General features: G+C 70.4%; 23 protein-coding genes and 1 pseudogene. 13 read left to right on the top strand and 11 right to left on the bottom strand.

The window, feature by feature from the left end; genetic code table 11:
- Positions 1 to 127 precede the first annotated feature (127 nt).
- The 4 genes from tgmC to SYYSPA8_RS13205 form a co-directional block, all read right to left on the bottom strand.
- Complete coding sequence (gene tgmC, locus SYYSPA8_RS13220) at positions 128 to 1324, bottom strand: ATP-grasp peptide maturase system methyltransferase (RefSeq protein ID WP_323447294.1); 1197 nt, start codon at positions 1322 to 1324, stop codon at positions 128 to 130.
- Positions 1321 to 2283 (bottom strand): ATP-grasp ribosomal peptide maturase, encoded by a 963-nt coding sequence (gene tgmB, locus SYYSPA8_RS13215; protein ID WP_323447399.1) that lies wholly within the window; start codon positions 2281 to 2283, stop codon positions 1321 to 1323. The genes tgmC and tgmB overlap by 4 nt, the downstream gene beginning before the upstream one ends.
- Before the next feature lie 19 nt (positions 2284 to 2302).
- On the bottom strand, positions 2303 to 2602 hold the full coding sequence (locus tag SYYSPA8_RS13210; RefSeq protein WP_407705995.1) for a putative ATP-grasp-modified RiPP: 300 nt from the start codon (positions 2600 to 2602) through the stop codon (positions 2303 to 2305).
- 135 nt (positions 2603 to 2737) lie between these two features.
- Complete coding sequence (locus tag SYYSPA8_RS13205) at positions 2738 to 3382, bottom strand: TetR/AcrR family transcriptional regulator (RefSeq protein WP_323447293.1); 645 nt, start codon at positions 3380 to 3382, stop codon at positions 2738 to 2740.
- 63 nt (positions 3383 to 3445) lie between these two features.
- On the opposite strand from SYYSPA8_RS13205, the gene SYYSPA8_RS13200 reads away from it, so the two are divergent.
- From SYYSPA8_RS13200 to SYYSPA8_RS13190, 3 genes are all read left to right on the top strand, one after another.
- Positions 3446 to 4249 (top strand): phytanoyl-CoA dioxygenase family protein, encoded by an 804-nt coding sequence (locus tag SYYSPA8_RS13200; RefSeq protein WP_323447292.1) that lies wholly within the window; start codon positions 3446 to 3448, stop codon positions 4247 to 4249.
- A gap of 12 nt (positions 4250 to 4261) precedes the next feature.
- A complete protein-coding gene (locus SYYSPA8_RS13195; protein WP_323447291.1) occupies positions 4262 to 5305 on the top strand; it encodes a threonine/serine dehydratase in 1044 nt (347 codons plus the stop codon).
- Between the two features lie 710 nt (positions 5306 to 6015).
- Positions 6016 to 6366 carry a hypothetical protein gene (locus SYYSPA8_RS13190; protein WP_323447290.1) on the top strand — a complete coding sequence of 117 codons (351 nt, stop codon included), beginning with the start codon at positions 6016 to 6018 and terminating at the stop codon, positions 6364 to 6366.
- 339 nt (positions 6367 to 6705) lie between these two features.
- Here the strand turns inward: SYYSPA8_RS13190 and SYYSPA8_RS13185 are convergent, their stop codons facing one another.
- The 4 genes from SYYSPA8_RS13185 to SYYSPA8_RS13170 form a co-directional block, all read right to left on the bottom strand.
- A complete protein-coding gene (locus SYYSPA8_RS13185; protein ID WP_323447289.1) occupies positions 6706 to 7614 on the bottom strand; it encodes an aminoglycoside phosphotransferase in 909 nt (302 codons plus the stop codon).
- A 346-nt stretch (positions 7615 to 7960) separates the two neighbouring features.
- A complete protein-coding gene (locus SYYSPA8_RS13180) occupies positions 7961 to 8287 on the bottom strand; it encodes a hypothetical protein (protein WP_323447288.1) in 327 nt (108 codons plus the stop codon).
- Between the two features lie 656 nt (positions 8288 to 8943).
- Complete coding sequence (locus tag SYYSPA8_RS13175; protein WP_323447287.1) at positions 8944 to 9495, bottom strand: M23 family metallopeptidase; 552 nt, start codon at positions 9493 to 9495, stop codon at positions 8944 to 8946.
- Positions 9496 to 9680: 185 nt separating this feature from the next.
- Positions 9681 to 10517, bottom strand: coding sequence for a glycoside hydrolase family 25 protein (locus SYYSPA8_RS13170; RefSeq protein ID WP_323447286.1), 837 nt, complete (start codon positions 10515 to 10517; stop codon positions 9681 to 9683).
- Between the two features lie 1963 nt (positions 10518 to 12480).
- On the opposite strand from SYYSPA8_RS13170, the gene SYYSPA8_RS13165 reads away from it, so the two are divergent.
- The 3 genes from SYYSPA8_RS13165 (at position 12481) to SYYSPA8_RS13155 (ending at position 14949) form a co-directional block, all read left to right on the top strand.
- Entirely contained in the window at positions 12481 to 13587 is a 1107-nt protein-coding gene (locus SYYSPA8_RS13165) for a peptidoglycan-binding protein (protein ID WP_323447285.1), read from the top strand.
- 275 nt (positions 13588 to 13862) lie between these two features.
- Positions 13863 to 14213 carry a hypothetical protein gene (locus SYYSPA8_RS13160; protein WP_323447284.1) on the top strand — a complete coding sequence of 117 codons (351 nt, stop codon included), beginning with the start codon at positions 13863 to 13865 and terminating at the stop codon, positions 14211 to 14213.
- Positions 14214 to 14373: 160 nt separating this feature from the next.
- Positions 14374 to 14949, top strand: coding sequence for a L,D-transpeptidase (locus SYYSPA8_RS13155; protein ID WP_323447283.1), 576 nt, complete (start codon positions 14374 to 14376; stop codon positions 14947 to 14949).
- A 325-nt stretch (positions 14950 to 15274) separates the two neighbouring features.
- On the opposite strand, the gene SYYSPA8_RS13150 is transcribed toward SYYSPA8_RS13155, so the two are convergent.
- Complete coding sequence (locus SYYSPA8_RS13150; protein ID WP_323447282.1) at positions 15275 to 15481, bottom strand: hypothetical protein; 207 nt, start codon at positions 15479 to 15481, stop codon at positions 15275 to 15277.
- Positions 15482 to 15704: 223 nt separating this feature from the next.
- Between SYYSPA8_RS13150 and SYYSPA8_RS13145 the strand changes: the two genes are divergently transcribed.
- The 3 genes from SYYSPA8_RS13145 (at position 15705) to SYYSPA8_RS13135 (ending at position 16614) form a co-directional block, all read left to right on the top strand.
- Entirely contained in the window at positions 15705 to 16019 is a 315-nt protein-coding gene (locus SYYSPA8_RS13145) for a hypothetical protein (RefSeq protein WP_323447281.1), read from the top strand.
- On the top strand, positions 16016 to 16255 hold the full coding sequence (locus SYYSPA8_RS13140; protein ID WP_323447280.1) for a type II toxin-antitoxin system RelE family toxin: 240 nt from the start codon (positions 16016 to 16018) through the stop codon (positions 16253 to 16255). Before SYYSPA8_RS13145 ends, SYYSPA8_RS13140 begins: the two co-directional genes overlap by 4 nt.
- A 62-nt stretch (positions 16256 to 16317) precedes the next feature.
- Positions 16318 to 16614 carry a hypothetical protein gene (locus tag SYYSPA8_RS13135; protein WP_323447279.1) on the top strand — a complete coding sequence of 99 codons (297 nt, stop codon included), beginning with the start codon at positions 16318 to 16320 and terminating at the stop codon, positions 16612 to 16614.
- Between the two features lie 183 nt (positions 16615 to 16797).
- Here SYYSPA8_RS13135 and SYYSPA8_RS13130 read toward each other — a convergent pair whose 3' ends face one another.
- Together SYYSPA8_RS13130 and SYYSPA8_RS13125 are read right to left on the bottom strand one after the other, a co-directional pair.
- Positions 16798 to 17010: a DUF397 domain-containing protein gene (locus tag SYYSPA8_RS13130; RefSeq protein ID WP_323447397.1), complete on the bottom strand. Its 213-nt coding sequence runs from the start codon at positions 17008 to 17010 to the stop codon at positions 16798 to 16800.
- Between the two features lie 84 nt (positions 17011 to 17094).
- Positions 17095 to 17163, bottom strand: a pseudogene (locus SYYSPA8_RS13125) (hypothetical protein); the annotation flags it as partial.
- On the opposite strand from SYYSPA8_RS13125, the gene SYYSPA8_RS13120 reads away from it, so the two are divergent.
- The 4 genes from SYYSPA8_RS13120 (at position 17141) to SYYSPA8_RS13105 (ending at position 26481) form a co-directional block, all read left to right on the top strand.
- Positions 17141 to 17401: a hypothetical protein gene (locus tag SYYSPA8_RS13120; RefSeq protein WP_323447405.1), complete on the top strand. Its 261-nt coding sequence runs from the start codon at positions 17141 to 17143 to the stop codon at positions 17399 to 17401. The pseudogene SYYSPA8_RS13125 and the gene SYYSPA8_RS13120 overlap by 23 nt on opposite strands.
- Before the next feature lie 223 nt (positions 17402 to 17624).
- A complete protein-coding gene (locus tag SYYSPA8_RS13115; protein ID WP_323447278.1) occupies positions 17625 to 17828 on the top strand; it encodes a hypothetical protein in 204 nt (67 codons plus the stop codon).
- Positions 17829 to 18143: 315 nt separating this feature from the next.
- On the top strand, positions 18144 to 18680 hold the full coding sequence (locus SYYSPA8_RS13110; protein ID WP_323447277.1) for a hypothetical protein: 537 nt from the start codon (positions 18144 to 18146) through the stop codon (positions 18678 to 18680).
- The gene (locus tag SYYSPA8_RS13105; protein WP_323447276.1) at positions 18640 to 26481 is read left to right on the top strand and encodes a LamG domain-containing protein; all 7842 of its coding nucleotides are present in this window, start codon (positions 18640 to 18642) and stop codon (positions 26479 to 26481) included. The genes SYYSPA8_RS13110 and SYYSPA8_RS13105 overlap by 41 nt, the downstream gene beginning before the upstream one ends.
- Positions 26482 to 26493 lie beyond the last annotated feature (12 nt).

Genomic DNA, 26493 nt, shown 5'->3' with positions numbered 1-26493 from the left:
ACCGGGACCGCCACCGCAGGACGTACCCACTGATCGCTCCCCGTCACCCCTGGATCCGCACATAGCCCCTCCGCCCCTGGTTTCGGCGGGCGAGGGCGCGCACCGAGGCAGGGCCGAGCCGCCGTGATCACTCCAGCGAGAGGGTGGGCATGTCGGGGTGGTGGAGGTGCTGCCCGGCCGCGTCGATGGTGAGGCGGAACGTTTCCGGGCCTGGGTGGCCCGCCGCCGTGTGTGCGTCGAGGACTTCTGCGGCGCGGTCCCAGAGGCGGACCGGTCCGGCCTGCCGTACGCGCAGTCGATCGCCGTCGGGGGTGAGTTCGGCCAGGGAGCCGGTGGTGATGTCGATCAGGCAGGTCGTGCCGTCGACGGTGGCGGTCTGGGTGGTCGGCGTGGCCGACTGGATCAGGAAGCGGGTGAAGAACGCCTGCTCCGTGGCGGCGGTGAGCCAGTCGAGGGTGTGGCCGGTGGTGGTCGGGGGCGCGTCCGCGAGCAGCGAGGTCCAGTGGGTGGGGTTCCCGAAGGCTGGGGCCTGGTGGGGGCGGGCGAGCATGAAGGAGACGGTCCCGGGCAGGAGCGGGCCGTCGGCGGTTCCGTCCTCGTGGACGGTGAGCAGGGCGCGGCCGAAGCCGAACTGCCAGCCGCCGAGGGTGGTGAGGATCTTCCCGCCGGGCCGGGTCTGGGCGATCCATGCCTGGGGGACGGTGCGGACGGAGCAGGCGGCGACGATCCGGTCGAACGGGGCGGAGGGCCAGTAGCCGTACAGGCCGTCCGCGACCGCGAGGTCGGGGGTGTAGCCGAGGCCGTACAGCGCATCGGCGGCCTGTTCGAGCCGGTGGTTGTCGACTTCGAGGCTGGTGATCGCGTCGGAGCCGTAGCGTTCGCAGGCCAGCGCGGTGGAGTAGCCGGTGCCGGTCCCGATCTCCAGGATGTCCTGGCCTTCGGCGAGGCCGGCGTCCTCCCACATTCGCAGGACCAGGGAGGGCAGGGTGGACGAGGAGGTGGGGCTGCCGCCGTCGCGGGGCTCGGGGTTGTTCCAGTCGGGCTCGTCGCCGTCGAGCTGGGTGACGAGGCTCTGGTTGGTGTAGGCGGCGGTGAGCCACCGCTCGGGGTCCAGTTCGGCGGTGACCGGCTCCCACCACGTGAACCCGCGCGGTGAGGGCTTGTCGGCCGGCAGGTAGAACCCGGGGGTGAACCGGTGCCGGGGGACCTCCTCCACGGCCTGGCGCCAGCCATCGGCCCGCTCCTCGCGCACCACGGCAGCGGCCAGTTCGCTCCGGAGCCGCTGCGCACGCTGCTCGCGCTCGGTGTCGTCGGTGCTGGTCATGGTCGGGGTCCTTCCATCAGGAGGCGGGCGAAGGCCACGGCGATGTCGGTGGAGTCGGGCAGCCACCCCCACTGTCCGTTGGGGTTGCACTCGATGAACGTGAACCGCTGCGGCGCGTCCTGGGGAAGGTCTTCGCGCAGGGCGAAGTCGAAGCAGCCGAAGACGAGGCCGAAGGCTTCCAGGTACGCGAGCAGGGCCCCGGTGAGCGCGGGGGGAACGGTGAGCGGCTGGTGGTCCAGCTCGTCCCAGTCGCCGCGCCGCCAGTCCAGGGCGCCGTCGGGGGCGCAGATCCGCTGGGCGAAGACCTTCTCCCCCACCACGGTGATCCGGGCGTCCGCCGTCTTCGGCACCTCGGCCTGGAACAGGTGCGCGGTCCAGGCGACGGACTCGTCCAGTGTTTCCGGATCGATCCGCTGCGCCCAGATCGCGCCGGCCTGCCCGTCGTCCGAGACGGGCAGGCCCCGGAAGGGCTTGTAGACCCCCGGACCGTGCTCGGCGGCGAAGGCACGCGCGCGCCCGGGATCGTTGGTGATCAGCGTTGGCGGCACCACCAGTCCGAGCCCCTGGGCAGTCTGGAGCTGGGCCGCTTTGAACTCGGCCCGGGTGACGGCGGCCGGATGGTTCACGTACCGGCAGCCCGGGATGTTCGTCAGGACCCCTCCGAGCCCATGTTTCGCCTCCGCCGCCGCGAACGCGCGTGTGCGCTCGTCGGCTCCGTCGAGCAGGGGCATCCGCCAGGGGCTCGGCCGCCGGTAGTACACGGCCCCGATCTCCTCGAACGCCACCGCGCGGCTCGGAGTCGTCAGCGAACCCGTCCACCCGCCCGGGCCCAGGGCGGCCCCGAACATCAGCTCAGGGCCGATGTCGGCCGGATCGACCCGCACGACCCGCGTGCCGAGGTCGTTCAGCTCCCCGATGACGAGGTCCGCGGTGACATCCTCCAGGGACGTCACCACCATCACCGCCTGACCCACCGGCTCAGTCGGCTTCGTAGTCGGTCGTCACATCGTCCTGAACCTGGGGCTGCGGCGCCTGGCCGTCGCCACCCCCCGACCCCCCGGACATCGAAGCAGTGCCCTTCGTCTTGCTCGTCCCGTGCTTCCCCATCTCAACGACCTGCCCGGCGACGTCGGTGTAGCGGGCCAGCTGCGTCAGCGGATCCAGCTCAACGCGCGCGTACAGCGGCGGCGACACCGGCAACCGGTCACTGACCAACTGCAAAGCCCAAGGAACGTTCTGCATCAACATGCCCTCCTCATCGCCGGAGCGCAGGACCATCTCCACCGCTCCAGAAGGTCAGAAACACTACTGACTCACCGCTCCGCGCCCCCTCGATTCCGCCACACCGTCCTTCCGCTCCGGAATCAGTTTCGTGACCACGGCGTTCGCACGAGAGTGGTCTTCCTGCTCTCGTCAATGTCGGTTCGGGTCGGCGGCATCGATGAGCTGGCGGAGCGCGCCGTGGTAGATCTCGTGGTCGACCACGGCGGGCAGGATCGCGGCAAGGTGTCCGGTCAGTGTCGGAAACTGCGCGGGGTCGAGGGCTGCCAGGGCCCGCCGGGTGGTGGCCTGGGCTGCGGCCGGATGGCGGTGGTCGACGAAGCTGGCGCTGCCGAGGGTGAGCAGGTACAGCCGCCGGTAGGTGACGATCGCGTCCTCGGGTGTCATGCCGGCCGTGATGGAGTGGGCGAGCTGCGGTTCCACCAGGCGTTTGAGGAGCTGCGGGCCGAGCCAGGGGCGGCCGCCGCGCAGGGCGACGAGACCGGGGTGGGCGGTGAGCAGTTCGTAGAGTGCGGTGAACCGGCGGGTGGTCGCGGTGGGCCAGTCGGTTGCGGAGTCGATGTCGGGGAGCTGGGCGGCGAGGTGGTCGGTGACCAGGTCGAGCAGTCCGGCCAGGTCGGTGCAGCGGCGCTGGAGTGAGGCCACCGAGATACCCAGCGCGGTGGCCAGGGTCCGGAAACTGAGCGCGGTGTGCCCGTCCTGATCCACGATCAACAGGGCCTGCTCCGCGATCCGTTCGGGGGTGGCGAGATTCAGGGGAGTGGATTGCCTGGGCATGCGAGTCAGCGTACGGTACACCGTATCGTCACGCTAGGCTTCCTTCCGCTCACGGAGGCGATCATGCCGCGCACCACGGGGCTCGACCCGCTGTTCACCACCACCGACGCCCCGGCCTTCACCGACCGGCACCTGGCCAACCTCGCGGCCGGCACCCGCGCCGCCGTCCGTGTCCCCGGCTTCCTCGACGCGCCCACGTGCGCGAGCGCGCTCACCGCACTGGACAGGCTGCCCACCGCCGACTACGACCCGGCCCGGGTGCCGACCCGGATCTGCCGGTACGGCCCCGCCCTCAACGACTACCGCGACGAGAGCGGACATCTGGACACCGGCCGGTACTGGCACGACGCGGAGGCCGCCCGCGCGGCCTGGCAGCGGGCCGGGATGCGCACCGACCCCATAGCCATCGCGCTGGCGCGGCTCGGCTCCGCCTGGGGCGCGGCCGTCTCCCCCGCCACCATCGGCGGCCGCGCCGTCTTCGGCGGCACCCTGCGCGAGATCAACGCGGGCGCCCTGATCCACTACGACGACCTCAACCGCGAGTTCCCCGCCGGCCTGTTCGACCAGGACGTCCTGGCGCAGCTCGCGTTCAATGTGTGGGTCGCCGTCCCGGCGGCCGGCGGGGTGACCACGGTGTGGCGCCACCGCTGGGAGCCGGCCGATGAGGAGCACCGCCACGCCTACGGCTACCGGCCCGGGGCGGTCGGGGACTGCCAGAAGGTGACCCTGGCCCCGCAGCCCGGCGGCGCGCTGCTGTTCAACCCCGCCAACTTCCATGCCGTCGAGCCGAACCCGGGCGGGCGCCGTATCGCGTTCGCGCTCTTCCTGGGCCTGACCACCACCGGCCGGCTCATCGCCTGGTCCTGAACCCCCTTTCTCATGTGGAGCAGCACCGTGCACCAGCTCACCTACGGCGACATCAAGGCCGCCGCCCAGCGCATCGCCGGCCAGGTCCGGCCCGTCACCCTCGCTCCGGTGGACCCCGGGGCGATCCGCACCGCCCACCGCGATCCCCTGGACGATCGTGCCCCCGAGCCCTGCCGGGTGTGGCTCGCGCTGGAGTACATGCAGCACACCGGATCGTTCAAGGCCCGCGGGGCCCGCAACTTCCTCGCCGCCCACCAGGAGGACGGCACCCTCCCGGAGGCCGGTGTGACGATCGCCTCGGGCGGCAACGCCGGACTGGCGTGCGCCTGGGCCGCCCAGCGGCAGGGTGTCCGCGCCACCGTCTTCCTGCCCACCACCGCCCCGCCCGTGAAGGTCGCCCGGCTCCGCGCCTACGGCGCGGACGTCCGCCTGACCGGCGGCGAGTACGCCGAGGCCCTCGCTGCCTGCGACGACTTCGCCGCCACGACCGGCGCGCTCGCCTCCCACGCCTACGACCATCCGCTCATCGCCGCCGGTGCTGGCACCCTCCTCGAAGAGATCCGTCAGCAGGTCCCCGGCCTGGACACCGTCATCGTCGCCGTCGGCGGCGGCGGCCTGTTCGCCGGTATCGCCATCGCGGCCCAGCACCACGGCATCCGCACCATCGCCGTCGAACCCGACAACTGCCGCGCGCTCAATGCCGCGATCGAAGCGGGCCGCCCCGTCGATGTCACCGTGAACTCCGTCGCGGCCGACTCGCTCGGCGCCCGCCGTACCTCCGCCATGGCCCTGCACGCCGCCCAGCAGGACCGTGTCCACTCCGCGCTCGTACCCGACGCCGAGATCATCCGCGCCCGCCAGGCCCTGTGGGACCACCGCCGCGTCGCTGTCGAACACGGCGCCGCCACCGCCCTCGCCGCCCTCACCAGCCCCCACCGGCACCTGCCCGACCACCCCGACACCGCCAGCGGCTACCGGCCCGGCAACGGCGAACAGGTCTGCGTCGTGCTGTGCGGAGCCAACACCGACCCCACCACCCTCAGCCCTCCCGCCTGACCGTCCCCGCCCGGGCCAGCCCACCGGACCGGCCCCCGGGTACCTCGACCGCCGCCTGTCCCACCGTCCAGGGGGGGACAGGCCGACCCGCATCACGGACCACACGTTCCACAGGCCGCGGACCTGGCGCTCCAGAATCCCGCCGACCCAGCCCTCACACTGCGGGGGTCGCGGTGGCGGCGTGCCACCGGCAGTGGGGCGAGAAGGTGGTGGACGGTCCCTTCGGGTCCCGGGGCAATTCCCGGGATGTCCCACGGGTGAACCCGAGCGAGAGGCGGGAAATCACCGGGCGCCCGGGCTGTGAGGTGTCGACCTGTTGGCCCCGTGCGGTGGCCCGCCGGAGAATCTCCTCGGCGAGTGTGCGGAAGATGTCGTCACCGTCCAGGAGGACCCGCGTGCCGGTCACCGTGGCTTCGCGATGACCGGCATCCCTCACGTCGTCATCCCAGCTCATCATCGTCGATTGTCCAGCCGCGTCTCTCCCGCACTGCCCGCACCGTCAGGCCGCGCCGGAAGCTGGCGGCCATGCCGGCGATGCGTGCCGATGAGTTCGCGGTGCGGACCGTGCCGGACCGACCGGATGCACACCTCGGGGGGTGCATGGGTGAGACCGCGCGCTCCCGCTGGAGAACCGCACGCCCCTGCCCCGCCTGTCACGGTGCCGGTAGCGTCTGTCTGCTGGTACCCCCTTTGTCCTTGGAGGACGGCTCATGGACTCCCCTGCTTCCTGGCCGACCCGGTCACCGTACAAACTCGACTGGGACGAGGGCCCGCAGAGCATCGCGGCCCTGAAGGAGGCGCTGTCCCCGTGGCCGGAGGTCCTGGAGCGGTTCGTACACGACCTGGAGTCCGCTCCGTTCACCGGCGACGAGCCGCTCGAGAATGTCCGCTCCGTGATCTCCGAGTACCGGCGCGAGTGGATGCTGCTGGTTCATCCGCTGATCCGACAGGCTGTCGAGGAATCCGCGTCCGGCCCCAGCGGCGACGGCGTCCCGGCCGATGTGGTCTTCGCCGAATACGACCCCACCACCTTCGAACACGCCAGCGGTGACCGCCGGTGAGTTACAAGGTGGTCCTGCTCCCCGCCGCACGCCAGGCACTCGCCGACCTCACACCCCCGAAACGGCGTGCCATCCACGACGCCGTGACCCGTGCCCTCGCGGACAACCCGAGCAGAGTCGGAACCGTGAGGGCAGGCGGAACGCCGCCGCTGCGCCGGCTCGTTCTCCGGCAGGTCGATGTGTCACCATCCAGTACCGGGTGTACGACGACAGAGTGGAAGTCCAGGTCGTCTGGATCCTCGCCGGACCTTAACGACCGAAAGCGCGGCCAGTTTCCCGGAGGGGCCGGATCCGTCCGCAGCCCTCCGGGAACGCGCCGACTGCGCGTGATCCGCTCCGCTACCAGGACGACGTCGGGCTCCACCTCGTCCGGGAATCCGCTCTGCGGGTGGTGATGAAGTCGGCCCACTCGCCGGCGGATTGGGCGATCGAGTCGGCCGTGGCCTGCTGTTCGGCGGCGAGGTCGTTCCAGCGCCGTGCCTCAGCTTGCGCGAGCACCGCTATGGCCTTCGGGTCGGCCGTCGTCCAGCCCGGTACCCGGGCCGCCCACCTCCACGCCTGCTCGGGGGAGTGCCCGCCGGTGGAGACCAGCCGCATCCCCCACAGCGCCGTGTCGATCCACGCCGGGCCGGCCGTGGCCCATGACCAGTCGACCAGCCGGGCCCGGCCGCCATCCATGAGGACGTTGGTCGAGGCCGGGTCGGTGTGCAACAGCCGGGACCCAGACAGCAGGTCCCGGTCCCGGTCGGCGCAGTAGTAGCCCCAGCGATCCCAGGCGGTGGGCAGCCGCACCGAGGGCGGTGCGGGCAGGGGCGCCAGCTCGGCCAAGGCCGCGGCGACCGGCGCGAGGTCCGGCGAGCCGGGTACGAAATCCGCGTCCCGGCCCACGACGCCTTCGAAGGCGAGGAGATTCCAGCCGTGTCCGTCCAGGCGCCACAGGACCCGCGGCGCGCTCGGAGGCAGGTGCGGGTTGACCGCCTCTTCGAGGTCCAGCTCGTCCACGGGCGACCAGCCCGCACCCCACCACGAGTCATCCTCCTCAAAACCGGCACCGTCCGCAGGCGCAGGGGCCCGCTCGCGCTGCCCCTTGACGAAGACGAGCGCCCCCGATTCCACCTCCAGCAGGGAAGCGATCCCGGCCGCCGCCGAGTGCTCGGTGTCCCGGGCGGTGAACGTACCGAGGCGCTCACGCACTTCGGCCACCACCGCGCCGGGAAGCTGCGCCCAGCCGATACGCCCAGCCGTCATCCTCAGTTCTCAGCTGCGGACGGTACGGGCGGATTGGGAGGAAAGTCGAGTAGCCGGAGTGCGCTGCCGCACCCCGGCCCCCTCAGAACCGGACGTGCCACTCGTCGCAGCATCCGGCTCAAGCAGACCCTGATGGCCTGTCGGGAAGACAATCCTGCTGAGCCCTTCTGTGATCGCCAGCATGGAGCTGGCTGTGACAGTCAGCGTGTACCAGACGGAGGTTTTTTCACCCGTCCGAGCCCCCGTCCCGTCTGTAGACAAAGTGATGCTTGTGCAACGTCTTTGCCACCGCCGAGAACCACGAAACCCATTCCCGCGGGCTGTCGGGTTCGTAACGGATCGCTCGTCATCGTGGTGTGCAGTACGACATTGGCCGAGGGCTCTGCGGACCGGTCCCACCACGCGGGGCGTTGCCGTCGTCGTCCATGGGGGTCGGGTAGTGCTCGACCACCCGCACCGGCAGGAACGGGCCGTGCCCTGTGAAGTCGACGCCGGCATGGTGCTCACGCGGACCGACTCTCAAGGATGTCAGAGAGAACAGCTCCCCCACGCGGGGTACCGCTGCGGCTCTGAATCCGTGGTCCCGGTAGAGCGCGCCGACCATGGCTTGGGGCGGCTCACCCACAGCGCCGACCTTCTCGTAGAACTCGATACGTACCCCGAGGATCGTCATGTCTCCGATCCTGCCACGTCACCGCAAGGAGCGCGCCAGGCACTGGCGTTCACGGGGGTCAGTGGCTTCCCCTGCTCTCCCGGCAGCACGGTGCCCGGCTCACCATCGCGGTGACCGCTCCACCCCCGCACCGGGAGGCCGGTTCCTGTTTCCACCTCGGACTGGAAACGGCGAGGACCGTGTGGGAAGGCCGGCACCGGCGGCGCGTGAGCGGGTGCCGGAAGGGCGGGCGCGTACCCCGGGCCGTCCGGCTGAGTAGGGCAGCCCGTGCCGGGGCGAGTCCGGCCGCGGTGGGATGAGGTCATGACCACGAGCGCACCCCCAGCCCCCGGCAGCATCAGCCACCGCCCGGGGGCCGGTGGACCGCGGAGGAGGTCGGCTGCGGCTTCGTTCCGGAGTGGGTTACCGGGGCGGAGACCGGGCCTGGCGGGACACGGTCGGCTTGGGCGCGACATAGGCAGCCGCGACGGCGTCGCGCCGCTGGTGCAACGGCCTCGGGCCGACGCAGCGAGATCGCCGTCCGGCAGGCGCCAGCGCACCGGGGTCGGTGCCTCGGTGCGCTGGCGGGGATATCACGGGCTTCCTCATGCCGGACGAGGGGCCGTGGAGCGGATGACGTGTCCTTCAGGTGAGAGCGCTCTGCGCCCGGGAACCGGTTACGGAGTGCCGCAGTTCCTGCTGGTGACCCGTTGGGAGGGGTAGGCGAAGGCGGCGCCGTTGAACCTGGCGGCGACGATCTCGCCGTTGCGGCGCTGTTCGTAGTGCAGGTGGTAGGCGCCGCGCGAGCCCACATCGCTGACCTTGCCGACCACGTCACCAGCGCGCACGGTGGTGCCCGTCCGCGCCAGACTCGTGGTCTGCATGTGAAGGTAGCGCGTCGTCCAGCCGCTTCCGTGGTCGATCAGCACGTAGGACACGCCGTCGTTGTAGACACCGGATCCTGTCACCCTGCCGGGAGCGCTCGCCCGTACCGGGCGAAGGTAGTCGGCCTTGCCCGCGCCCCAGTTGAAGTCGATCGAGTGGTAGTCGTTGTGACTGGTACGGGTGTCGCCGCGCCAGGTCTCGCCGCAGGCGAACGGCGCCTGGAAGGCAGGCGCGGCGCTCGCGGGTTCGGCGAAGACCAGTCCCGAGGCGGCCAGGGACGCCAAGGCCGCAGCGCTGGTGACAGTCCGCCGCAGGAGGGTCGTCCGGAACGGGTGGTGTTGCATGGGTGCCTCCGGTGTGAGAAGAGGGATGGGTGGCCCGGACCGCGTTGGCGCGGGAGAGTGCTTTGATCGCTCCCACGCCGGCTGGGGGACGTGCGCCGTCATTGCGCAATTCCCTGCGCTGCCGGTGCTTCGGCGGCCTGCGGTACCCCGGGGGAACCCCGGGGTACCGCAGGCCGCCTGGCGGCTCAGGAGCGGGTGGTGTCGCTGGGGGCGGAGGGCTGGGCCTGCTGCCCCCGGCCGGCGAGTGCGCGGAGGTCTGCCGTGCTGCCCCGGAAGACGTTGAGGTCGCTCCTGCCGGGGATGCCGGGGGTCTGGGCCTCGTCGGTGTGCTGCCAGAACGTCCAGGACCGGCCGGCGCCGGGTACCGGCTGCGGTTCGTTGGCGCCGCTGCGGTAGCGGGCCAGCCAGAGCGGGTGGCCGGCGAATACCTCTCCCCTGCCGCCCATGCACTCCTGGACGAACGAGGCACGGGTGTAGACGATGGGCTTTACGGCGAAGGACCGCTCCACCTCGTCCAGGAAGATCCGGACTTGCTGGACGCGCAGTTCGGGAGGGCAGACCTCCTTGTGATTCCGGTGGACCTTCTCGATGTCCAGGACGGGGGGCAGTTCGCCCTTCCCGCCGCCCTGGTAGCCGGCGGCGCGGGCGGCGGCCACGAAGTGGCGCGCCTGGGCGGCGCCGTCGCCGGTGGTGCGGGGGTCGAAGAAGTGGTAGGGAGCGCGCAGCAGCGTGGTGCCTGCGGCTGCGGTGTAGTCGCGCTGGAGCCAGGGGTCGGTGTAGCGGGTGCCCTGGGTGGCCTTGAGGAAGGCGAAGCTGTGGTTGGTGGCCACGCGGCGCCAGTCGATCGGTGTCGTTTCTTCGCGGCCGTGGTTGTGGTGGCTGGTGTCGACTCCCGTGACGGTGTAGGCCGTCGGCGGAGCCGCGTGGGCGGGGGTGGTGGTGGCGGGAAGGCTGGCCAGCGCCGCCCCCAGGGTGGCAGCGGCGCACGCCAGGCGCGCTCGCACGGATGACGTTGTGGGCATGGTGTGACTCCTGGTTCTGGTGATGCCTGTGCTGCCCGGGATCTGCTGTCCGCGCAGGCGGGGGCAGACCAGGGGCGTGAGGGAGATGGGGGTTCTGGGCGGCGTTCGCGCCGGGCCCGGTTCACAGATTGCCCGAAGCCCAGGGGGCGTCACCAGAGAGTTCGGCGGGCCGTTCATGCATGCAGTCATGACCGCGTATGAAGGGACGTTGACCTGAGGCTATGCGCCGGATGGCAGCCGACCTGCGTATGCTCGGACCCTGTATGGGGCCACCTCGCCCAAGCGGGCCCGGAGCAGGCGCACATCCCGGTCGGCGTCCTGAGGCGGTGCGGCCGGTGCGGAGCATCCGGGCCGCCGCAGAGGGCGGGCCGACACCGATCCGGACCCGGAGCCCGCCTGTGGAATCGCGTCCGGAACCACCTGATCGCCGCGGTGGTCCGGTGACCTGGTGCGGGTGCCGCTCACGGAAGGTTCTGCACCCGGCGCCGGATGCAGACCGGAAGGGGGGCGCCGTCCGCGGTTTGCCGATGATCGCCCTCACCCGCATGTCGGGCCGGCCAGGTAGGCCTCCTACCCGGCGGAGGACAAGGCGCAGCCGCTGTGAGCAGAACCCGGGGCCGTGGAGGGCTTGCTGTCCGCCGGGGCTCACCGTTGCGGCACTCCCGCGCAGCATCTGGGTGTCCGTCCCGGCGGAGAACTGGCGTCGGTGGGAACGGCGATCGTACGGAAGCGGGTGCCGAGTTGGGAGTACGGGCGTTCGCCGGGCGCGGCTGTCGGCCTCTTCGGAGTCGTTGGAGCCGCGTCGCCCCGGACCCTGGCCTGCCGCCTTCAGTACGCACGGGTAGGGCTCTGGGTGACAGGCCGCTGTGGGGATGCTGGAGCTGTAGTCCTCCGTCTCCTTACCCGGTCTCGACGACGGGGATGGCTCCTCCTCCCGGCTGTCCTCCCTTGGGGAGACGGGGCGAAGGAATTCAGCCTTCCCAGGCCCGGCGGGCAGAGGGCCTGCTCACAGTCGGCGCTCACTTCTTCCCGGGCGGCTTCCCGCCGGCGCCTGACGGCTTGTCGGGCGTCGTGTCCAGAGGCAGCTCCGGCGCCCGGGCGATCCCGGTTCTACGGGTAGGGGTTGTAGCAGTCGGGGGCGGGGTTGTAGAGGGCGTTTCAGGTCCGGAGGCCGATGATGATGTCGGCGGTCAGCCGGGGCACACCGTTCCACACGCTGGACAGGCACTGCGCCTGTTTGACCGCTGCGCCGGTGCTCCCGTGCTGGAGGGTGGGGCGGTTCGTCGTCGGGGTGTGGGCGCAGTTCCCGGGGACGGCGCTCGCGGTCGGGGCGCCGGCTGCGAGGGCTCCGCAGCGAGTACGGCGGCACTCATGAGCGAAACGATGCTCTGTTTCACAGGAGGTTTCCTCGGACAGGTCCTTGATTCACGGAGTTCTTCGGCGGGGACTCTAAGTCAGCGGCTGTGACGTGTCGAGACTGCGGCCGGGTTTCCGGCCACACGACGTTGCGGGTCGTGGAACGAGTACCGTCGTGACGCCTGGGGCCGGGTCCTCTCCGGCCAGTACTGGGAGCGCCCGTTGTGCGGGGTCATTCCCGCACAGGGGGCTGGACGGCAGACGGGAGCACTCCCGGCTCCTCTCCGCGGCCGGACGGAGAGCGAGGCGTTCCCCGAGTGGGGTCTTGCCCGGGACTGCTGGGGCTGTCTGAGGCCGGTGCACTCGTTCGGGTGAAGACCGGGATGGCTGCCGCGATTCGACGGTCCGGCTTCTTTCCTGGTCCAGACGGGTAAGCCCGCAGGCCGCAGTCCCTCCAGGTCTGGTGCGCAGGCCCTGACAGTGGCCAGAGGGCCGTGCCCGGCAGGGGCGCCCGTGCCGCTACGATCGGCGCCGCTGGGGCCGATCGTAGCGATGCACACCGTCATGCACGGACCTGAGCTGGAGAGTTTTCCTCTACGCAGGCGGTATGCGCATAGCTCGTCTGTTCCGCATGACGGCAGAGAGGGGCACGCACGTGGGGCGGGAGCAGAGGGGCGAGGGCCCCGGCGGGGAAGCGGGCATCGAGCTTGCGCGGATGCTGCGCCGGTGGTGGGAGGAGGCCGAGAGCCCTCCCGGCAGTGGCCGGCGGCCGACGCAGCAGGCATTGGCCTTAAAGCTGGGGATCGACCAGACGACTTTGTCGCGCTATCTGAACGTGGAGCGCCCGTCGACCGCTCCGCTGCAGGTGGTCGAGACTCTCCATGCCCTGCTGCGCGCCCCGGCGGAGGAACTCGAACAGGCGAGGAAACTGCGCCACCGGGCTCTGCGGGAGAACACCCGCCGCCAGGCCACGGGCGGTGGAGGGGAGCGGCTGGCACCGATGGCTGATGAGGCCGTGTCCACGGCACTCGAGCAGGAAAGCGACCCGGCTGCTGGCTCCGGAGAGCGGCGCGCACCGGGCCGGCCCGGCTTCCGGAGGTTACGTCCGGTGCTGATCGCGGGTGCCGTCGCCCTGGCGTTCGCGGCCGGGATGGCCGTCCAGGAGCGGTATGTTTCGCCAGGGCACAGCTCTGCGGCCGGTGCTGCGGGCGAGGGCGCACCTCAAGGCATGGCTCCGCTCGAATGGCCAGTGCTGTACATGGCCAAGGAAGACTATTACACGCGGGGTCGCGTGCTGCAGTATCTACTCAACGCGCACGGATTCACCGTGCGCACCGATGGCTTCTTCCGGCAGGACACCAAAGACGCTGTCATGGAGTTCCAGCAGCGACAGGGTCTGCCGGCCGATGGCAAAGTGGGCCGGAAGACCTGGCCGGAGCTGGTCAAGGAGGTCGGGCACGGGTCCGGGCGGTTCGAGGTGAGGGCCGTGCAGGAGCTCCTCGACAATGTGGGGAACGGCGGCACGGAGGTGACGGGACGCTTCACGTCGGCGACCGCCGAGGACGTGAGAGCCTTCCAGCGCTCTGAGCACCTGCCCGTGACCGGCAAGGTGGATGTGGACACCTGGCTCGCCCTCCTGGTGAGACAGAGCCCTCCCTCCAAGGCACCCGCCTACCAGCGAAGTGCGGGCACGCTGCCCACCACTCCTGCGTGACAGACGCACCGCGCGGCCTGGTCCGGGTATGCCGCCGGGCCTTGACCTTCTGGCGCATCGGGGCATAGTCACAGGTCACAGTCTTGTTGGACAGGGCGCATCCATGCACATGGACAAGGGGGCCGCGAACCTCTCCGCTCACCCCTTCAGCCGGGCATTCTGATGTCAGCGACCGGCGCTCCCGGACCTCCCGCCCCGTCGGCGGGCACTGGCCGGGTTCTTGCCCCGGTCCGCGATCCTCCATCAGCATACCGCCCGAAAGGGGCCACCTCGTGATGTCTGCTTTCCGTAGGAGCGTTGTCTCCGTCCTGTCGTCCGTCGTCCTCGCCGGAGGGCTCGCCGTCGGCGCGGCCGGTCCGGCGAGCGCGGCCGGCTGCCCGTCCTCCGCGTCTCCGGTGATCAACGGAGCGTCGGCCCACTGGTCCCTGCGCTGTGCGAACGGCAAGCTGCTGGTGTCCGGCTGGGTCCAGGACACCAGCATGGACGGCAAGTGTGCCAAGGTCCGCATCCACCCCAATGAGGGGCTGCCCAAGTTCCCGACCGCGTGCAGCTCCGGAGTCCGGCAGTCCTTCTCCTACGAGTTCCCGGGCGCGGAGAGGGCAGACGTCCGTCTGGCCGTCGCCTGATCGCATGCCCTGGGGGCGGATGCTGCCCGTCCGCCCCCAGGGCGTGGCCCGTGCCCTCGCGTCCGGCCCTCTGGACGCCCAACGCGTCACGAACAGCACCGACCACACCCACCGAGCGTGGACCGGGAGTAGAGGCATGCACCAGGAACAGGGGAATCCCATGAGCAGTACCGCACGTCACCTGCGTGCTGCGGTCATCGCCGTAGCCATGACGTCCACACTCGCGCTGGCGCCAGCCGCCGCAGCGCAGAAACCCGCCGCCGCGCCGACGCCGTCCGGGCCCACCCGGCTGGTCTTCGACAAGAACTGGCAAAAGCCCTCCGACTCACGGCTGCGGGTCTACAAGGGTGCCACGCTCTGGGCCGAATACCGGGCCGGCTCGGGCCTCGGGAGCACGAACGACTGCGCACGCAGCAGAGGTTGGATTCCGGACGGTACCTGGAAGATCCGGCTCAAGTCCCGCACGTACAACGGCAAGGTCATCAAGGGCTACGCCATCTACCTTGAGGACATGAAGTGCTCCGCAGGCACTGCCAGCCGCACAGAAATGTTCATTCACTCCGAGATGAACCGCGACGGCACTCAGGGTCGCGGGGAAAGCCGTCGCTGGGATGGTGACGGCGACTACGAGTCCAACGGCTGCGTCAAACTGCATCCGGAGGACATCAAGAAGATGTTCCGTCTCTTCACCCGCGAGGACTTCGGCTGGCCGACCCACCTGCGCGTGGCATCCTGACCCGACATCGAAACAGGCGCGCTGACACCACTTGAAGGCAGGGACAGCGCTCCGCGTACATCCAGACAGAGCCGACAAGCCTCACCATCTGAAGCAGGATCTCTCCGCGGTTCGGCGCTCCAGCAATGACGGCTGCATGTGACCGGGCAGAGTCGGCTGGGATATCCGCTCGACGACCTCGTCGGCCATCGTGTCCCCGGCGTCTACCGGGCCGGCTGCTTCCGCCCTGTCCGTCATGACTCATCCGATCCGCCTGGTCCGAGAGCCCGATACTCGACCTCGGGCTCTCGGACCAGGCCTTCACATCGCGGAATTACAGGACTCTTCAGGCGATCAGGGCAGCGGTGCCTTTGGTCCATGCGCGCAGGCCGTGGTGGTCGGCCTGTCGGGCGCAGGTGTCGGAGGTGTGGATCTGGGCGAGTGCCGCGCGCTGGTGCAGGAGGGCTGCGGCCCATCGCACACCGCCGTCCGCGGCACTGCGGAACTCCGCAGGGACGACCAGCGGACACGACTGCCGTGCCCGGCTGGGCACCGACCGGCACCGCGGCCTCCTCTTTCCCGCCGTGCCAGGCAGCACCGGCCCAGGCACCCCGCCCCGACGATGAAGCCTGGCTTGCCAGTGGGGGGCGCGGAGAACACTGAAGTACGCCCTCGGCGCCTCGGTGCGCTGCCCTGTGGCGACGATCGTTTCGCCTTCGGCTGATGTGCTCGGCATAGCCTGGTCGCCCACCTGGCGGCGATGCGGAATGAGGAGGATGGTGTCCGAGAGCACGGGAAAGACGTTCAGCACCTACATGAGCGGCGGCGATCTGGTCGTTCTGCCGGCGACCATCAAGGGCATCCGGGAGGCGCTGCCCCCGGATCAGCGGGCGGCCTTCACCGAGGCGGTGGAGAACGCGGGTGCCGAGGAGCTGTTCGAGCTCCTCGCGACGTGGGCGGAGCGGACCCGGCCGGATCTCATCGCGGACAAGGAAGCCGCGTTCGGGCGGATCGAGCGGGGCGATTTCACGGGGACGGTGTCCGCGGAGGACGTGGCCGCGTTCTTCGGCCCGGCCGGAGAGAGCGCATGAGCTACCGGGTGCAGTACACCGATCAAGCCCTGGATTCTCTGAAGAAGATGTCTTCCCGCCGCCGCGCCGACTTCAGCAGGGAGATCGGCAAGGTCGCCCTGAACCCCTACAGTCACGGCAGCCCGGTCACGGGCCGGGACAAGCGCCGCGCGGTCCTCGCCGGAGTGGTTACTGACTTCTGGGTGTCGCAGGGGGTACTGACGGTCACGGTTGTTTCGCTCGTGCATACCGACTGAGCGCTGACGTCCATCCCGTACGGGCGATCTTCCGGAGGGCCGCCGCCAACTACAAGGCGCCCTTGCTCGAATCGGCCGACTTCAGCGTTCTCCTCGCCACAGGAGACGGCAACGCCGACCTCACCGCGGCCGTGCTGGCCGAGCCGACGACCCGGCTGTGGGTCGGCGGCTACTCCTGGTCGGACTTCGCCTGGGGGCCGGGGGAATGGGGGGACGGCGGCGAGAGCGAGCTGGAGGTCCTGGCTGAGATCGTCGCCGCCGTACAGCGCGGCGACGGAGTCCTGTTCTTCCGCTCGCGCGACGGCGAGCTGGAGCTGACCGGCGCGCGCGGGGAGCCACTCCTTCAATCTCCCCTTTGACGAGGAGAAGGCCCTGCGGCGCACTCTGCGCCCGTGGGCTCTGCCTCCGGGGTAGGCCCGGCCACGCGCGGGAGAAGACGCGCCGGTTTTCTGCGGCTGCACCTTCCCGGTCTTGACGGGTCCGTGGTGCGGCTTTGTCCGGGGGGCAGCAGGTGGCAGATGCTGCTCCGCGGTAGCCCCGGGCTACTGTGCGGCCACGTGGAGGAAAGTGCTCCAGGTATCACGGCGGACGGTCAGCGGGAGCTGATCGGGCCGTTTGGAGTCGGCGAGCAGAATGAAGCCGGCCGCGTCCGGGTGGGGCGCCGCTTGGACGCAGTTGCCGCCGCCTCCGCTGTAGGAGGAGACCGTCCAGGTGATCGTGGACGGGTCGGGGAGGGGCGGGTGCTGGCGGTTCACGCGTGGAGCTCCTGGATCTGTCTTTTTGAGGCGGGTACGGGTGTGTGCGGGGTCGAGAGCCAGGCCCCACAGGTGGGTGAAGGTGGCGGTGTAGCGGGCGACGTCCGTTTCCTGGTTGAGGTGGACGGAGGTGCTGAGGGTCTCGATCCACACGATGTCCCGGGCGTGGGTGGACCGCGTCCAGGTCGCGCAGGTCGGCCAGGACGAACTCGGCGCCCGCGGGCGGGCCGCCGACGAGCGGGTGCCGGTCGAGCAGCCGGAGCGGGACGCCGCAGGCGGCCAGGTCGGGGGCGAGCCGGGTGCCGATGGTCCCGGCCGCCCCGGTGATCAGCAGCGTCACGGCCGGTGGTGGAGCATCGCCGCCACGCCTTCGTTCTCGATGGCCTCGTAGGCGACTTCCTCCTACTGTGCGCCGCGTCGGGCGGGGAAGACCGCTGCCGTCCGGAGGCAACACGAGGCAACAGGTCGGCAACGCGGAGCAACAGCCGGTGTCTTTACGGGGGTTGGTGGGGTCGGTGACGGTGGAGTCCACGCCGCGTCCCGTGGCTTCTCGCCGGATGGCGGAGCGGGGTGCGGCTGCCGATCCGGCATGTGATTTCCGTTGGGAGGATGTCATGTCCGTCAGTGCTTTTGTCCGTCGGGACGACCCCGAGGTGGCCGTCCGCTCTGTTCTCGTGGCGGGGTCCGCCGCTGTCCGTGAGGTGCCGGGGGTGTTCGACGCCGGCCTGGTGCGGGCGGTGACCCTGGGCAGGAACGGGTTCGACATCCAGGACAACACCGAGTACCGGCAGAAGACCCCGGGCGTCTCCGCGGTCTGACCTGGATGGTCGCCGGACCGTGAACGGTCCGGGTTCGGGTGCCGGGACCGATGGTCCCGGCACCCTCCCCCTTTTTGGTGAGGCGTGACGAGGGCGTGGGAGGTGCCGGTGGTGCGATGGTGCACGGGATGGGCAGGCACAGGGCGGGCGGACAGAGCTCCGGCGGACGGCCGTCGGGTCCCCGGAGTGAGGGGGGTGTGGGCGAGCGGGTGGCCCGCCGGTGACGTGCGGACGGCAAAGGCGCCGGGACTCGGGGTCGCGGTCGTCGGACGGTGCGGTGCTTCGCCGGCCGGGCTGGAGCGTGCTCTGGCCGATGTGGAGGCGGGCCGGTGGCGCGCCCTGACCCGCTGGGCCGGGTCCTATCTGGTGGTGGCGGCCCGCGGTGGGACGACCGTGGTGATCGGTGATCTGGCCGGTCAGTATCCGGTGTACTGGAGGCCGTTCGGCGGTGGTGCCTGGTGGTCGACCGCGGCCGGGCCGCTGGCCCGGCTGGACGGTAGCGGGGTGGACCGGGTTTTGCTCGCCGCGCGCCTCGCCCTCGGCGTGCACGGCATCCTGCCCGAGCGGAGCCTGTACGCGCAGGTTCGGCGTGTTCCCCCCGGGTTTCTGCTCTGTCTCACTGCGGACCGGGTGTCCGTGACCCGCTTCGAGCCGGACGTGGATGCGGTGAGCATGGCCGAGGGTGCGCGCGGGGTGGCGGCGGCTCTTGAGGACGCGGTGGCCGTCCGGCTGGACGGGCGGCCGGTCGCGGCGGACCTCGCGGGGCCTGGACTCCACGGCCCTGGTCTGTCTTGCCGCCGAACGTGGGGCGGTGGTGGACGCCGTCACCCATGCCGATCCGCGGATGCGTGACGACGACCTGGCTTACGCGCGGCGTACTGCGAAGGCGGTGGCGGGTGTTCGGCATCACGTGTTCCGCGGTGGCGGGGACATCGTGCTGTACGCGGGGCTGGAGGATCCGGGGGCGGTGCCGGTGACGGACGAGCCGACGCTGTACACGGCCACTGCGGCCATCAAGCGGGCCCAGCTGGACTTCGTCGGCCGTGCGGGGGGTGTGTATTTCACCGGCGAGGGCGGGGACGTGGTCCTGGCGGCGTCCGCGGCGTATCTGGCCGACCTGTACCGGGCCGGGCGGCGCCGCGAGGCGTGGCGGCACAACGTCGCGCACGCCCGGGTGCGGCGGGTGAGCCCGCTGACGCTGTGGCGGAGGGTGCGGTTCCTCGCTCCGGCGTTTGCTCCACCCACCTGCCCCGCGCCTTGCCTCGCAGGGGGCGGCCTGCCCGAGGGATGGCTCATGAGCACGGCTGATCAGAGTCTGGTGAAGATCTACAGCGACCGCACCTACACCCATACGACGATGGTGCGGCATCAGGGGACGGTGATCGCGTTCGCGGTCGATGACGCGCGCAGGATCGTTTACTCGGTCCTGGGTCTGTCCGCCTATGACGAGAAGAAGGGGGAGTTGGATGTCGCGTACTGGTCGGAGAACCCGGCCGAGTTACCGTTCCCCGGCGAGGTGGTGAAGGTCGGCTACGCGGTGGCCGGCGCGACCGCGATGCCGGTGGTGAAGAAGAGCAGCCGGACCGAGGCCGGACCTGCGGAGGTCCTCACCCCGGAGGAGACGGACCCGTTCCTGTCCTCCACCGCGCGGCTGACCGCGCCCGGCGCCCCGTTCCAGGTGATCTCCGACGGCTCGCATGTGGTGGTGCTGCGGCAGGCTGTCGGCGCGGGGCAGCAGGGTGCGGTGTTCGCGCTCTCCGACGGCATCGGCTCCACCGGGAACGGCACCGGGGCGGGTGTGGTGAAGTCGGGCGGCACGCCGGTGCCGGTGGTGGACGGGACGCTGTTGTGCGACCGGTTCCTGCTGGTGGGCAGCCAGTTGAAGCAGGTGGCGGAGGTGCGGTTCAAGCGGAGCCGGCACAAGACGCGCCCGGCGTCGGAGAAGGACAGCCTCGGGCCGGCCGACATGGACGGGAAGCCGTTCTTCGAGCCGACGCAGGAGCTGGACCTGATCCGGAATCTGTCCGGGGGCCGGTTCACCGCTGTTCTGACGCCGACGGCGGTGCAGGGGCAGCGGCGGTGGCAGTTCTTCGCCCACAACAGCGCCACGGGCCGGGTCGACGCTTTCAATGTCGAGCAGGACCCTGACGGGTTGTTCAACACGCAGGGCAGCCGCTACTGGACCAGCCCCGATCCGAAGTACCGGGGGTCGGTGTACGAGCGGGCGCCCGGGATCTGCCCGTTCACCGGCAAGGCTCTGGTCCCGCTGGTCCCCGACACCCGGCACGCCGAGACCGCGCTCCAGTTCGACGGCGTCAACAATTATCTGAACGCGGGGGAGGCGCCCGCGCTGAAGTTCCACGGCGGGGCCTACGCGGTGGAGGCGTGGGTCCGGCCGCGGGCGGCGGGCGGCCCGGTGGTCGCCCGGTGGTCCGGCACCGCGAGCCAGGGCGGCTTTCAACTGCGGATCACCGATACCGGCAAGGTGGTCCTCGACCACAGCGGCGGCACCCTCACCTCCGACCGGACCATCTCGGCGGACACGTGGGCGCATATCGCCGCCTCGTTCGACGGCACCGCCGCCACCCTCTACATCGACGGAGTCTCCAGCGGCAGCAAGGCCCTCCCGGCCTCCGGTGACGAGTCGGCGCTCCTGCACATCGGGGCCAAGGCGGGCGGTCCGTTCTACAGCGGGACCATCGACGAGGTGCGGATCTGGAACCGGGCACGCGGCCAGAGCGAGATCACCGACAGCAGTGCCTACCGGCTGATCGGCAACGAGCCCGGCCTGGTGGCCTACTACCGCTTCGACGAGGGCAGCGGCACCACCGCCTACGACCAGACCGACACCGCCGCCCACGCCACCCTGGAGAGCGGCCCGCAGTGGGTGACCTCCCTCGCCCCGCTCGGTGACCACCCCGGGGTGCGCCGTGACAGCTTCACCGTCGACGGCCGCGACATCGTGTCCGGCCTCGCGGCGACCCTCTACTACCAGCAGGAGGACGCCGCCTCCGGCTACCGCGCCGATGTCCAGCCCGTCAAACGCCAGGCCCGGGTCCTGCTCGCGTTCGCCACCCGCCCCGCCGGGGACGCGGCGGCCGAGGCGTATCTCGCGAGCGTCGACTTCGGCGTCGGGATCGACGGTCGGCTCGCGGACATCCCCGACGTGGTCACCCTGACGGAGCTGGGCCTGGCCCAGGAACAGAGTATCGACAAGGTCACCGCCCAGCAGGAACTCATCGGGAAGCTGGAACAGCAGCTGACCGCGCTGGAGCAGACCATCGCGGACCTGACGGCCGACGCCCCGCTGGACGCAGAGTTCCCGGACGACGGCGACGGTTCGAAGCTCTGGTACGTGACCCTCGGGCTGGGACGGGGCCTCAACCTTGCATCCATGGGTCCGAACCTTGACTCACGCTACTGGTGGCTGAGCGCGAACGAAACAGGCGGCTCGTGGTGGCTGATGCCCATCCCGGAGGTAACCGGACGCTACGGCAACCCCTGTGTAGCCGTGGTCTTCCCCACAGACTTCGGCCTCTACACGCTGGGTACGGGGGACAGAGGAGACTTCAACACACAGAATGTGCTCACCGATCCCGTTCCCGAATCCGCCCGCTGGTACGTCAAGGGCTCCTTTCCATCTAGTTTCCGCCTGCAGTACGCCCCTGACGACAGCTGGCTGAGTTTCGGCAACTCCACGAAGGTCCCCAACGAATCCGACGCCGTGGTCATCACTGCGGTGAAGAAGGCTGTGGGGCCCGACCCGCGGGTGGTCGCCCTGAAGTCGGAGATCAAGCTGGCCCAGGGCGAGCTGAACCGGATGAGCGCGAGTCTCATCGGTACCGCCGACCTCGCCCTGTCCCAGACCCCCATCAGTGTCGACGCCAGCGGTCTGAGCTGCGCCGGGGGGCTGCTGAAGTTCGCGCGCACCGATACCGCGCCGTTCCTGATGGACGGGGCGGCCGGCCGGGTCGCGCTCTACTTCCGTGGCACCAACAGCCAGTTCTTCGCCGCCTACCTCGACACCGGCACCGTGCGCGGCGTGCAGCAGCTGGCCGGCGGCGTGCAGACACTCCTGTTCACCGCCCGTGACCCCGGCGTGGACCTGACCGCCGGAACGGTCATCAGCATCACGGACAGCACGGCCGGCGACAGGCTGTGCGACCTGAAGATCACCCGGGGCGAGGACAGTGAAACCTTCCCCGGGCTGCCGCGGTCGGCGCGCGTGCTGGCCGCCGTTGTCAACGGAATACCAGGTGAAAGTGTCCCGGTGGGAACGGTGGCCTCGGTCCAGGGCACCACGGTCACCCTCGCCGCCGGCAGCCCCGTCGCGCTCCCGGCCGCCGGATATCTGCGGATCGGTGAGGCCGTCCATCAGGTGGCCGCTGCCGTGGACCTGGGTGGCACCACGGTGACGGTGGCCGTCGAACCGTCGAGCGAGGCGGCGGGGGCGATCGTGTCCCTGGTCCCCTACGACATCTCCCTGGCCACCGCCTCCCGCCCCGGAGCCTCACTTGCCGGGGGTTCGCAATGGGTCACGGTCAGCGCGGCCACAGTCGATGCCGCCATACCCAATGGCACCGCCGCGGTACGGGTCACCGGCCACGGCTCCCGCTGGCGGGCCGACTCCCCGGGCCGCGCTTTCGCCTTCGACGGGAAAACCCAGTTCCTCGCCCTCCCCGACGGCCTGCTGGACCAGGTCACCACCCCGGCCGGGGATCTGAGCACCGAGGTGTGGATCAACCCCGCCACGCTTCCCGGCGCCCGCGCCCGGATCCTCCAGCTCAACCGCGGGCAGACCCGGACGGCACTCACTCTGATCCCCGGAGACCCGGTGCCGGGCGGCATGCTCCTGGACGGCGTCAACGACGCCCTGCTGATCGGCAGCGCCGTCCCGGCCCAGACGGACTTCACGATCGAGTGCTGGCTCCAGCGCACCGCCGAGCGGACCACCGTCGACACCATCGTCGCGGACGGCACCAGCGGGCTGACGATCGGATTCACCCCGGAGGGGAACTTCAGCTTCGGCTTCGGCAAGGACAGCGCCGCCGAGCTCCTCACCACCACTACCGCCACCACCGACGGCACATGGCACCACTGGGCCGTCACGTTCAACCACACCACCCTTGACCAGGTCATCCACCGTGACGGGGTCGAGGTCGCCCGCCGCACCGCCACCGCACCCCCCGCCCGCATCCCCCAGCTCATCGTCGGCCGCACCGACAGCGGCGGTTCCGCCACCTTCTTCTCCGGCCGGCTCGCGGAGCTGCGGACCTGGAGCACAGCGCGATCCGCCGCGGACACCGAGATCGACCGCTTCCGCCGGGCCACCCCGGGAGAACCCGGTCTGACCGGCGCCTGGATCTACGACAAGAACCGTCCCAGCACCACGTCCGCCGACGGTCAGCCCCGATTCGCCGACATCAGCGCCAACAACCACCACGGCGGCGTCTGGGGCAACGACCCGACAGCAGTGGCCTCCGCCCTCACGACCTACCGCGTCCAGGCCGCCGTCGGCGACAAGGTGCGTGCAGGGCGCGAGAGCTACCCCTGCGGAGAGTGGGCCCACCTGGCGGCGGTGTACGAGCAGTCATGGGGGCTGCGGTTCGACGGCTCCTCGTGGGCGGAGACCCCGGACGCCGACGCCCTGGACCTCACCGAGGACCTGACCATCGAGGTCTTCGCCGCCATCGACACCATCGGCGCCCGCCAGGGCCTCATCTCCAAGGGGCGGCTCGCGGACGGCAGCGGCGGCAGCGTCCCGTACCAGTTCTCCATCCGCCCGGACGGAAAGCTGGAGTTCGCCTTCGAGGAGCCCGACTCCGTCATCAAACGCTTTACCTCCACCACGGCGGTCACCACGGGATTCCACCGGCTCGCCGTCGTCCGCAAGGCCGGCAAGTCCACCGAGGAGATCAAAAGCCCCAAGGACATCACCTACAAAGACGCGGACGGCAAGGACCACACCCAGAGCGTCGATGTCGTCGACCGCGTCGACACCAAGACCTGGGACGACATCACCTTCACCATCGACGGCACCGCAGCCGGCACCGGCCGCTACACCGGCCCCGGCCCGCGCGGCAACGACGGCCCACTGGAAATCGGACGCGTCCGCGAGGGCACCGCCATCGCCCCCCTCACCGGGACCATCGGCGAGGTGCGGATCTGGGCCAAGGCCCGTGACACCACCCAGCTCGGCACTCCGATCCAGCTCCGCGACGAAGGTCTGATCGCCCGCTGGACCTTCGAGGAGAACACCGGCAACACCACCGCCGACCCCATAGGGGGCTACGACCTCAAACTCCGCGGCGCCCGCTGGACCACCGACCCCGACCCCCGCGCGGCCACCTTCACCCTCTACCGCAACGGCCAGCCGATCCCCACCGACACCCCCACCACCAGCCCCCTCGGCGGCTGGGGCGACGACCAGCTCACCCTCGGCGCCCTCAAGACCAACGGCACCTTCGGCGACTTCTACACCGGCAGCCTCGAAGAAGTGCGCCTGTGGCGCACCGCCCGCACCCCCGAGCAGATCCTCGACAGCCTCTTCACCCGCCTCAAGGGCGACAAACAGGATCTCCTCGCCTACTGGCCCTTCGACACCGACCCGACCGCCGGCACCGCCACCACCCCCGAGACCGCCGCCCTCCAGGACCAGTCCCAGCGCAGCAACAACCTCGACCCCGGCACCGACACCACCCAGCCCCCGCTCACCCTCTCCACCGCGCCCGTCTCCACCGACACCGCCGCCGTCCGCTCCGCCCTCGCCGGTGTCCGCACCCCCTTCCACGAACTCATCTCCACCCCGCCCGCCGCCGCCGAGTACGCCGACGTCCAGTACACGGCCACCGGGGAAACCCACGGAGTCCTCAAGCGCGCCTACACCCACCTCAAAGAAGGCACCTGGCATCTGACCACCGGCTACAAGGTCGGCGACCTGATCAGCGAATGGGTCAGCCAGGTCCAGTACGACCCCCAGCTCATCGGCTACATCGAAGGCGCACCCCCCGTCCCCTCCGAGAACCTCACCTCCACGGTTCATGATCCGGAGGGCTGCTCCAGCGTCACCTTCCGCCAGGCCGAGACCGTCACCTCCACCCTCTCCTCCGACACCGAGAAAAGCGTCAACACCGCCTTCCACCTCGCGGCCGGGGTGGAGGTGGATGAGCACATCCTGCTGCTGACCGCGCCGCTGGGCTTCGGCACCGCCGAACCGCTGGCCCAGGTCACCGTCCGGGCCAAGGTCGGCGGCAGCCTGGAATTCTCCAACGCCTGGACCGACGAAACGTCCGTCTCCCAGGGCACCACCACCGAACGCGACACCTCCGCCACCCTCACCGGCCACTGGGAAGACAAAGACCACATCCTCAACCAGGCGATCGGTCAACGCTACGTCCCCGCCAACACCGGCTACGCCCTCGTCCAGTCCGAGACCGCCGACGTCTACGCCCTGCGCCTCGCGCACTCCGGCGCCCTGGTCGCCTACCGGATGCTCCCGAACCCGGACATCCCCAAGGACTGGAACATCATCGACTTCCCCCTCAACCCCCAGTACACCAAGCAGGGCACCCTGGACGGGGCGGTCGGCTTCGACGAGCACGGCAAGGTCCTCGACCCCGCCTACCCGAACGCACGCGGGTACGGGGACTACAGCTACTTCAAACCCCGCGAAGCGTACGCACTCAAGCGCCGGATCCTGCGCGAGAGCCAGGAGCTGGAGAGCTACTACAACAACGTCTCCACCGACACCGGCGACAGCGACCCCACCGCCGGCCGGGCCCAGCGCCTCCTGGAATCCTTCTCCGGACCCCTGCCCCCGGCCCCCGACAAGAACCCGCCCTCACAGTCCCAGGACGCCTTCGCCAACCGCAACATCGCCAACACCTACGTCTGGACCGCCGACGGCGGCTTCTTCGCCGAATCCACCAGCACCGTCGACGTCGTCACCCAGACCACCGGCGGCTCCTACAGCCTCTCCGGCTCCGTCACCGCCTCCGTCGACATCGGCTTCGAAATCGCCGGAGTCGGCGCCGGCATCCAGTTCGACGCCTCCATCGGCGGCGGCATGACCGTCACCCGCCACAGCTCCAAGGAATCCACCCGCACCCACAGCCTCGACATCACCTGCAACCCCACCCGCGACCTCCAGAAGTACGACACCGCCGGCAAACCCCAGTACGACGCCGGCAAACCGGTCCTGGTGCCCGGCAAGGTCGACGCGTACCGCTTCATGACCTTCTACCTCGGCCAGGACAACACCCACTTCGACGACTTCTACAACAAAGTCGCCGACCCCACCTGGCTCGCCAACAGCAACGACGCCGCAGCCGCAGCCCTCCGACAGGCCCGCCAGTCCGACACCAAACCCCCCTGCTGGCGCATCCTCCACCGCGTCACCTACATCTCCCGCATCCTCCCGCCCGTCCCACCCACCGACGCACCCCCCGTGGACAAGGCACTCCGCGACATCGACATCCCCAGCAACTACCAGCTCATCCAACGCCTCGACCCCTACACCTCCACCGCCACCGGATCCCTCGGCGACCTCGCCAACGCCACCCGCAACGCCCTCACCGCCCACCTCCCCCAACTCCTCCCCCACACCACCGAGATCGTCCAGTTCCTCGCCGACTACTACGGCATCGACGGCTGACAGAATCGACCG

The sequence above is a fragment of the Streptomyces yaizuensis genome, assembly GCF_034961445.1.
GTDB classification, from domain to species: domain Bacteria; phylum Actinomycetota; class Actinomycetes; order Streptomycetales; family Streptomycetaceae; genus Streptomyces; species Streptomyces yaizuensis.
This window is presented reverse-complemented; position numbering and strand designations above follow the sequence as displayed.